The 9,149-nt window shown below is 64.3% G+C and carries 9 protein-coding genes; 3 read left to right on the top strand and 6 right to left on the bottom strand.

All coding sequences use genetic code 11. The features are described from left to right. A partial coding sequence (locus BLV07_RS47230) for a transposase (RefSeq protein WP_143035745.1) occupies positions 1-175 on the top strand: 175 nt, incomplete at its 5' end. 123 nt (positions 176-298) lie between these two features. On the opposite strand, the gene BLV07_RS45230 is transcribed toward BLV07_RS47230, so the two are convergent. From BLV07_RS45230 to BLV07_RS45205, 6 genes are all read right to left on the bottom strand, one after another. Then, on the bottom strand, positions 299-514 hold the full coding sequence (locus BLV07_RS45230; RefSeq protein ID WP_091899070.1) for a type II toxin-antitoxin system RelE/ParE family toxin: 216 nt from the start codon (positions 512-514) through the stop codon (positions 299-301). Then, positions 511-684 (bottom strand): hypothetical protein, encoded by a 174-nt coding sequence (locus tag BLV07_RS49655; protein WP_244551465.1) that lies wholly within the window; start codon positions 682-684, stop codon positions 511-513. The genes BLV07_RS45230 and BLV07_RS49655 overlap by 4 nt, the downstream gene beginning before the upstream one ends. 170 nt (positions 685-854) lie before the next feature. Then, complete coding sequence (locus tag BLV07_RS45220; RefSeq protein WP_091899068.1) at positions 855-4,004, bottom strand: efflux RND transporter permease subunit; 3,150 nt, start codon at positions 4,002-4,004, stop codon at positions 855-857. Further along, positions 4,004-4,933, bottom strand: a complete 930-nt coding sequence (locus tag BLV07_RS45215; RefSeq protein ID WP_091899067.1) for an RND family efflux transporter — start codon at positions 4,931-4,933, stop codon at positions 4,004-4,006. Before BLV07_RS45215 ends, BLV07_RS45220 begins: the two co-directional genes overlap by 1 nt. Positions 4,934-5,091: 158 nt before the next feature. After that, positions 5,092-5,763, bottom strand: coding sequence for an OmpA family protein (locus tag BLV07_RS45210; protein WP_091899066.1), 672 nt, complete (start codon positions 5,761-5,763; stop codon positions 5,092-5,094). A 145-nt stretch (positions 5,764-5,908) separates the two neighbouring features. Then, positions 5,909-7,426 carry a caspase family protein gene (locus BLV07_RS45205; RefSeq protein ID WP_091899065.1) on the bottom strand — a complete coding sequence of 506 codons (1,518 nt, stop codon included), beginning with the start codon at positions 7,424-7,426 and terminating at the stop codon, positions 5,909-5,911. Between the two features lie 378 nt (positions 7,427-7,804). On the opposite strand from BLV07_RS45205, the gene BLV07_RS45200 reads away from it, so the two are divergent. Continuing rightward, the gene (locus BLV07_RS45200) at positions 7,805-8,611 is read left to right on the top strand and encodes an N-acyl homoserine lactonase family protein (protein WP_176946195.1); all 807 of its coding nucleotides are present in this window, start codon (positions 7,805-7,807) and stop codon (positions 8,609-8,611) included. Positions 8,612-8,908: 297 nt separating this feature from the next. Beyond that, positions 8,909-9,149 (top strand): transposase (locus BLV07_RS45195; RefSeq protein WP_143035744.1); only part of this gene is annotated, 241 nt, incomplete at its 3' end.

Genomic DNA, 9,149 nt, shown 5'->3' with positions numbered 1-9,149 from the left:
GGTCGAGCATCCCTTCGGCACGATCAAGGCCCGTATGGGTGCGACCCACTTCCTGATGAAGCGCCTGCGGAATGTCGCTGCTGAGATGGCGCTGCATGTTCTCGCCTATAACCTCACACGGGTGATGAACATCCTCGGCAAACCAAGCCTGATTGCAGCCATCCGCGCCGCCTGACGGCCGGAAGTGCGTCCAAAACTACAATCCCCCGGTCGCGGTACCTACTTTGGCCGGTCATTGGACGATTCGATACGCAAATACCGGCCGCGCGCAATACTTGGCGACCACGCCGCGTCAGGCCTATGCGTTTGCACACAACCAAGAACCAAAGCGGACGATGATCTGGCGGATGCTCGCGTCTTCCGTCGGCCTACCCAAAGCCGGCAAGTCCTGCAGTCGGTCGATGGCCTTCCAAATCAAGGCCAAGGCGCGCTTTGCGGCGTCTGGATTGACTGTATCAAGGAAGCTTCGCAGCCGCTCGATATCTTCAGCGGCGGCCGGCGAAAGCAGGATCATCTGATCTTGCGTGGGTGGGGGCGAGGCAACTCGTCAACAGAACCCCAGCTTGCCACCCACGTCTTGACGTCATCGAGCGAGACGGCAAGACCGGTGCGCTTATATTCTTCGTAGCGCCTGCGATCTTCCTCGATGTCAGGGTCAACAAGATCGACGACCGAATCCAGCAAGGCGACGGCCTCGGCCAGGACTGTTGCGACGTCCTTCCCGCGCTCAGAGGCGATTTCCCTGAGCCTGGCATCGGTATCAGCGTCGATCTCAAGCGTGCGACTTACGAGGGGCATGCCTAAAAGATAGCACTTCGTTCGCTCATGTCGAGCTCTGGGTCGCGAAGGAAGATTCACTCCGCCGCTGGGCGCGCGATGTTCTTCGGCGCTGGTGTGGCTTCCGCCGGAGCTGCTCCGTGGTGGCCGGCAGCCTCCGCGTCCTCACTGTGCACGATCAGCCGCTTGCCGAAGCGCCAGATCAGGGCGCCGAAATCGTCCATCACCATGAACATCGCAGGCACGAACACCAGCGACAGGATGGTCGAGAAGATCAGGCCGCCGATCACCGCGAGCGCCATCGGTGAGCGGAACTCGCCGCCGGCGCCGACCGCGAGCGCGCTCGGCATCATGCCCGCGGCCATCGCGATCGTGGTCATCACGATCGGGCGGGCGCGCTTCATGCCGGCGTCGATCATGGCCTCCTCGCGCGGCTTGCCGGCGTGAATGGATTCGACGGCGAATTCCACCAGCATGATCGCGTTCTTGGTGACGATGCCCATGAGCATCAGGATGCCGATCCACACCGGCGTGGTGAGCTGCTTGCCGGTGACGAGCAAGGCGGCGATCGCGCCGCCGATCGAGAGCGGCAGCGAGAACAGGATGGTGATCGGCTGCAGGAAGGTGCCGAACAGCAGCACCAGCACGGCGTAGACCATCATCAGGCCGGCCGTGATCGCAGTGGCGAAGCCGTCAGACAATTCGTTGAGGCTTTCGGCGTCGCCCGAGGGTGACACTTTCACGCCTTTCGGCAGGCTCTTCATCACCGGCAGCTCGTAGATCTTCTTGGTGGCGTCGCCGAGCGCGGCGGAGCCGACGAGGTCGGCCGCAACGGTCGCCTGTCGCTCACGGTCGTAGCGGTTGATGCTGGTCGGGCCCTGGTCGAGCTTGACGTCGGCGATGACCGAGAGCGGCACGCCGCCCTTCTCGCCGTGCTCGCCGAGCGGCACGCGGAGCTGCTCGAGCGTCTTCAGATTGCCGCGCGCGGCATCCTCGAGCTGAACGCGGATCGGCACCAGGCGGTCGCCGACGTCGAACTTGGCGAGTGCAGGCCCGACGTCGCCGATGGTGGCGACGCGGATGGTCTGCGACAGGCTTTCGGTCGAGACGCCGAGCCGCGCGGCGAGATCGGCGCGCGGCTCGATGCGCAGTTCGGGTCGCTCCAGCGAAGTTTCCGAGATCACGTTGGAGATGGTGGGAATACGCTTCATCTGCGTCGCAAGCTCGCTCGCGACGTTGTTGACGATGTTGGGATCGACTCCGGTCACCACCAGCGAGATCGCGCGCAAGCCGTTCTCGTCCAGGAACCAGAAGCGGATGTCGGGAACGTTCTCCAGCTCCTGGCTGATCGAGAACTCGAGCTCGCGCTGAGTGATGTCGCGGCTGTCCTTGGGCGTGTAGTTGATGATCAGGGCGGCGCGCCGGACTTCCTGGGTGCCCGGCGGGACGCGCCCGCCGTCGACGAAGATGCTCTTCACCTCGGGCCGCTTGCGCAGGCGCGCGACGATGTCCTCGGTGACCTTTTCGGTATAGGCGAGCTGAGTGCCCGGCGGCAGCTCGAGCGCAAGCAGCGAGCGGGCGCTGTCCTGCGCCGGCAGGAAGCCCTGCGGCAGCAGCGTGATGCTCCAGATCGAGGCGGCGAAGATGCCGAGTCCGATCAGCACCGTGATGAAATAGTGCCTGACCGACCAGGCCACGATTCCATGATAGGACCGCAAAATGCGGCCGGGCGGCGGCTCCTCATGCGAACTGTGCTTGAGGAAGTAGGCGGCCAGCACTGGGGTGACGAAGCGGGCCGCGAGCAGCGAGAAGAACACTTGCACCGAAACGGTGATGCCGAACTGCTTGAAGAACTGCCCGGCGATGCCCGACATGAAGCTCGCGGGTGCGAAGATCGCGATGATCGTCAGCGAGATCGCGATCACCGCGAGGCCGATCTCGTCGGCAGCCTCTAACGCGGCACGATAGGGCGACTTGCCCATATTCATGTGCCGGACGATGTTCTCGATCTCGACGATGGCGTCGTCGACCAGAATACCCGTCGACAGCGTGATGGCGAGGAAGCTGACGAGGTTCAGCGAGAAGCCGAGCAGGTCCATCGCCCAGAACGCCGGGAAGATCGACAACGGCAGCGAGATCGCGGCGATGATGGTCGCGCGCAGGTCGCGCAGGAACAGGAGCACGATGACGACGGCGAGGATGGCGCCTTCGAACAGGGTCGAGATCGCCGCGTGGTAATTGCCCTTGGTATATTCGACCGAGGTGTCGATCAGCTTCAAATCGACGTCGGGATAGGCGGTCTTGAGCGCGTCGATGCGCTTCTGCACGGCCTCGGCCACCTTCACATCGCTGGCGCCCTTGGAGCGCTTAATGCCGAGCGCGACCACCGGCTCGCCGTTGAATCGGGCGAAGGTGCGGCGGTCCGCGATGGTGTCGGTGACGGTGCCGAGATCATCGAGCCGGACCTCGCCGCCGCCGAACAGCGGGATCATGGTGCCGGCAAGATCGCCCAGCGTCTTGGCGCCGGCGAGCGTGCGGATGGCCTGGTCGTTCTTTCCGATCTCGGCGCGGCCGCCGGCGACGTCGACATTGGTGCCGCGCAGGCTCTGGCTGACATTGACCGCGGTCAGCCCCATCGCCTGCAAACGGTCGGGATCGAGCGAGACCAGGATCTCGCGCTCGACACCACCGATGCGCTCGACCTGGGCGACGCCGCGCACGCCTTGCAGCGCGCGCTTGACGACGTCGTCGACGAAATAGGAGAGCTGCTCCGGCGTCTTGCCGGGTGAGATCGCGGCATAGGTGACGATCGGCAGGCCGATGACGTCGACGCGCTGGATCAGCGGTTCGGTGACGTTCTGCGGCAGGTTGGAGCGCACGCGCGTCACCGCGTCCTTGACGTCATTGAGCGCGCGGTCCGTGTTGGTCTCCAGCGCAAACTGGATCGTGGTGACCGACAGGCCATCGGTGATCGAAGAGGTGATGTGCCGCACGCCCTCGACGCCGGAGACGGCGTCTTCAACCGTCTTGGTGACCTGGGATTCGAGCTCGGCTGGCGCTGCGCCGAACTGCGAGACCGCAACCGAGATCACGGGGATGTCGGCCGACGGCAGCCGTGTGATCGCGAGCTTGGTGAAGGAGGTCCAGCCGAGAATCAGCAGGATGATCGAAAAGACGACAGACGGCAGCGGATGACGTATAGACCATGCCGAGATATTAAGAGCCATCAGCGTACCCGCGTGCGATCGAGTTCATCGGCGAACATGGTTTTGATCTGGTCGCCATCATGGAGCGAAGAGCCGGCGTCGGCGACGACGATTTCGCCGACCTCGAGCCCTTCCAGGATTTCCGTCGCGCTGTCGGACGACAGTCCGACCCGCACCTTGCGCGTCTCGACAATATTGCCTTTGACGACTTGCACGGTGAGATGGTCGATCGCGGTCTTGGGGATCGAGACGCCGCAGCTTCGCTTGGCGTCGATCGAGGCGCGCGCGAATACGCCGACCTTCAGCGAGGGATTGTTGGTGACGCTGATGCGGACGCGCCCGAGCTGGGTCGTGCGGTCGATTTCGGGCGCAACCAGCCGGACCCGGCCGATCAGATCAGGCGCGTCGTCGCGGCTGATGCGCACGGTCGCGCCGGAGCTGAGCTTGGGCATGTGAACCGCCGGGACCTGGGCGTCGAGCTCGATCTCGTTGTTGACGGCGATGCGGAACATCGGGCCGGCCTGCGGCGAGGCCGGCGCGCCGACGATGGTGCGGACCTCGGTGACGAGGCCCGGCGCAGGCGCCTTCAGCGAGAGCGGGCCTTGCGGGCCGGGGCGCTGCGGCTGGCCGGGCATCTGCGGTGGCGCGGTCAGGCGCGCCAGCTCCTGATTGTCGGTGACAACAGTGCCTTCGGTGACGAAGAGGTCGGTGACCCGCGAGCCTTCCTGGTCGGCAACGACCACGGCCTCGCGGCGCGGCACGAAGAAGCCGGTCACCCGCACGAGGTCGGAGAAGCAGGCATTGGTCGACTTCGTCACGATGACGAGCGCCTCGCCCGGCGTTTCCTTCGCCTCGGGGCGGCGCCGATGCTCGAACAGATAATAGCCGATGCCGAGCGCGACGACGAACGCCACCGTTCCGGCCGGCTTGAGATATGCGGAAAGGTTCATCGCCGGATCACCCTGGCCTGGCTCACGGCCGTCCGTACGAGGCCTATCGAGAGCGTTTCCCCGAAATAAAGCGGCGTCCCGCAAGGCTGCGGGACGCGCTTTGGAAGCGAGACGTTACACCACATCACGACGTGTCACTGCAAAGGATTGCGTCGTGCTTACTTCGATGCGGTGGTCTTGTTTTCCATGTTGACGACCTGCACGCGGCGGTTGACCTCCGCCATCGGCTGGCTCGGATCCTTCAGCTTGCTCTTGCCATAGCCGACGGTGACGAGGTCGGTCGCCGAGATGCCGTACTTGTCGACGAGGTAGCGCTTGATCGAATCCGCGCGGCGCTCCGACAGGTCCTGGTTGTAGGCTTCGCCGCCGGCGGCGTCGGTGTGACCGGCGACCACGAAGGTCGAGCCCTTCAGGTCGGGGCTGGTCAGCGCGCGACCGAGCGCCTGCACCGAAGGCATCGATTTTGTGCTGATATTGGCGGAGTTGTAGTCGAACGTGATCTCGAGATCGATGTTCGGCTTGTCCTTGGCGACGGAGGCGATTTCCTCGCGCTCGGTCGACGACAGCGAGCGTGTCGAGCGGCCGCGCACGGACTGGATCAGCTTGGTCTCCGCCGCGTTCGGCGCGGGATCGGCCTGCGGGGCGATCGAGAGGCCGCGGGTCAAAGGCTTCTTCGGCGGCGGCGCGAGTGCGCGGACGATCTCGTCCTCGGTGACGTTCTTGCTGTTGCTTTCGTCGCCCGCGAAGGCGGGCTGCGCCGGCAGCGACAGAGCGGCGCCGATGGTGATGATGGACAGGATCGCGGTCAGTCCCTTTGCAGCCAATTTCATAGCAGTCCCTCCTGCGCAGCCAGCTCGCGCATTTCCAAATTCCTGCAACAAGCCCTCGGGAAAGGCCCCCTTGCGGCATCCGCCCATTAGTCTTCCTTGGGCTGTTGAAGGTTCGAGGCGTCTGCTGCCTCAACCCAAAAAAATATCAACGCACTCCGTAGCTTGCGAATTCCTGAACGATGTTCGGGTCCATCGCCTTGGCATTGGCGATGTCCAGCGCGCCTTCCTGGGCGGAGCCGTTGCGCTGCTTGGCGAGACCGCGTCCGTAGAGCGAGGACGTCAGGCGCGGGTTGATCCTCAGGGCCGCGTCGAAATCGGCGATGGCGTTCTTGACCGCGCCCGATTTCAGGTTGACGAGCCCGCGGCTATCCAGCGCATCGACGAAGTTCGGCCGCAGCCGCAGCGCCTCGTTGCAATCCTTGAGCGCGCCCTGGAGATCGCCGACCACGGTGCGGGTCCAGCAGCGATTGTTCAGCGCCTCGACGTCCTTCGAATTGATGCGGAGCGTATCGTCGAAATCCTTGATGGCGAGGTTGTAGGCGCCCTTGCTGGCATAGACCTGGCCACGCCGGTACAGCGCGTTCACGTCGTCCGGATTGGCGGCAATCTTGGCCGTCAGGCTCTTGATCGTGGGGTCGTCAGCCAGGACGGCGGGGCTCGGTCCGCTGTCCGTGCTCGGCGCGGGACCGGGATCAACCGGCTTCACGGGCGGCGGCGGTGGCGGCAGGGCAGCCTCGACCTGCGGCTTCGGCGAGGGAGCCGGTGCGGGCGCAGGAGGGGGAGCGGGGGGAGGTGCAGGAGCCGCAGCCGTGTCGGCCGGCTTCGGCGGCGCGGGTGGTGCAGGCGGCGGGTTGTTGGCGACCACGGCCGGCGGCGCGGGTGGCGGCGTCGTTGACGGACGCGATCCGCCGGCTCCTGGAATGAACGAGAAATCTTCGGCCAATGAAGAGGATATCCACGGCACCTGCTCGCCACGCGAGGCGCGGGTGACGCCCATCTTGGTGCGGTTCAGCGTCTCCTCGGCCATCAGGTCGGGGACGCGGATTTCCTTCAGCAGTTCCTGGACGAACAGGCTGTGCTCGCCGCCGGCGTCCGAGACCACCGAGGCCAGCGCCGCCGAATACATCACCAGCGTGCCATTCGGCGCGATGACCGGGGTCAGGCCGGCCGAGAAGCTGCGGAACCGGCGCTCAAACGGGTTGCGCCTGGAGGCATCGACCAGCGCGATCTTGACGCCAGCGCCGCGGGTGTTGAGTTCGCCGAGCACGGTCTCCAGGCTGAAACCGTCGCGGCGCACGTCGGATTCGGTCCAGATCTGCGCATCGACCGGCAGCATGTAGCTCTGACGCGCGGACTGGATGCCGAAACCGCTGAAGAACACCAGCGCCACGGAGCCGGGCTTGATCTTGCCGTAGAGCTTGTCGAAGGCGCGGCGCATACCGTCGCCGGTCAGGTTCTCGCCGATCTCGACGGAAAAGCCGTCGCGCTTGAGCTCGTCGGCGACATCGCGCGCGTCATTGATCGGTTCCTTCAGCGGGGCATCCGCGTCCGGATATTTGGCGTTGCCGATCACCAGCGCAAAGCGGTCGCCAGCCGCAAGTGACGGGGCAGTCGGAACAAGCGAGATCAGCAAAGGCAGCAGAAAAAGGAAGCGAATTTTCATAATCAGCGCGGTCCAGCCAAAAAGGCACCGTTCCCAGCTTGCGCCGCGGCGACCTTAACTTTCGCTCCATGCATTATCAGACCCGGGATGGGGGGCGTCAACCGCTTGGAGATTCGACTTTATCGCGACGATCGACCGCAAGGCATGGCCGCGCTGCGAGGGGAATAAAGAGGCTGTCATGGTTGCACTCGATGCGATCTGGCTCGATCCTGTCCGCGGGACGTTAGGGCAGCCAAGGCGATCAAAATGTGATTGGTCTCACATTGCAGGACCGCGGTCGTCGCAACCTCAGGTGTTTGACCTTTGCGGCGGACAATGGCTTGGTCCGCCGGCTCGTCTCTGGTCCACTCAGAAAAAAGCAAAACAAAGAGCAGCGTCATGGGAAACGTCTACGAGATCTACGCACTGCGCTATGCGACGATGTCGCCGCGCACCCCCCACATGAACTTCCTCGTGCCCGACCCGCATGACAGCGCGGCGCAGGATCTCGACTATTTCGTCTGGCTGATCCGAGGGCACGGTCGCGACATCCTGGTCGACACCGGCTTCAACGCCGAGGAGGCGAGCGCGCGAGCGCGCAAGCTGACGCTCAATCCGGTCGACGCGCTGGAGCGCTTCGGCGTCGCCGCTGCCGCGATTCGCGACGTCATCGTGACGCATCTGCATTACGACCACGCCGGCAATCTCGATCGCTTCCCGCATGCGCGCTTCCATCTCCAGGAGCGCGAGATGGCCTACGCGACCGGCCGCTGCATGTGCAACGGCCTCTTGCGCCATCCGTTCTCGGTCGAGCACGTCACGCAGATGGTGCGCCATGTCTATGGCGAGCGCGTCACCTTCTATTCCGGCGATGGCGAGGTCGCGCCCGGCGTCACCGTGCATCGCGTCGGCGGCCATTCCGACGGCTTGCAGGTGGTCAAGGTCGAGACCGCGCGCGGACCGGTGGTGCTGGCGTCCGATGCCGCGCATTACTACGCCAATCTCCAGCGTAAGAGCCCGTTCCCGATCGTCTACAATGTCGGCGACATGGCGCAGGCCTGGGAGACGATCGAGCGCCTCGCCGGTCACCCTGATCGATTCATCCCCGGCCACGATCCGATCGTGACCGAGATCTATCCGCGCGCCAGCGACAAGGTCGATGCATGGGCGCTGCACCTGCCGCCGACGCGATCGTTTGCGAAATAGTTGATGCCAAACCCGCATCCTGAGGAGCGCGCTCTTGCGTGCGTCTCGAAGGATCAAGGCCGAGATGCAGCAGCGGGGCCTTCATGGTTCTCGCGGCGATGCGAAGCATCGTCCGCATGACGGCGCTTGCGCACCTCCGCGATCGAACTAGGTCGCGTGCTTATGAATCCTGCATGTCGGCTTTCCAGGGGCGAGCGGACACGCAGCCCCCACCCTCGGGACGTCGCCTTGTGACCCTGGCTGTGTGAAAAGCCACGAGTCAGCTACGATTCCTCCGTTTCCTGATGGGGGATACGGATGGGACGCTTCGTTGAAGGTGCGGACAGATCCCAGCTGACGCTCTTGCCGGAATGTTTGGAGGATTGGGTAAGCGAAGACAACGCGGTCCATGTGATCGACGTGTTCGTCGAGGCGCTCGATCTGCATGGAATGGGGTTTGAGCGTGTGATCGCCAAGGAGACGGGCCGGCCCTCCTATCATCCGGCAGTCCTTCTGAAGCTTTACATTTACGGTTATCTCAATCGGGTGCAATCCAGTC

The sequence above is a fragment of the Bradyrhizobium sp. Rc2d genome (assembly GCF_900099855.1).
Lineage (GTDB): Bacteria > Pseudomonadota > Alphaproteobacteria > Rhizobiales > Xanthobacteraceae > Bradyrhizobium.
Note: the sequence above shows the minus strand (reverse complement) of the source record. Positions and strands in the feature narration are given on the sequence as shown.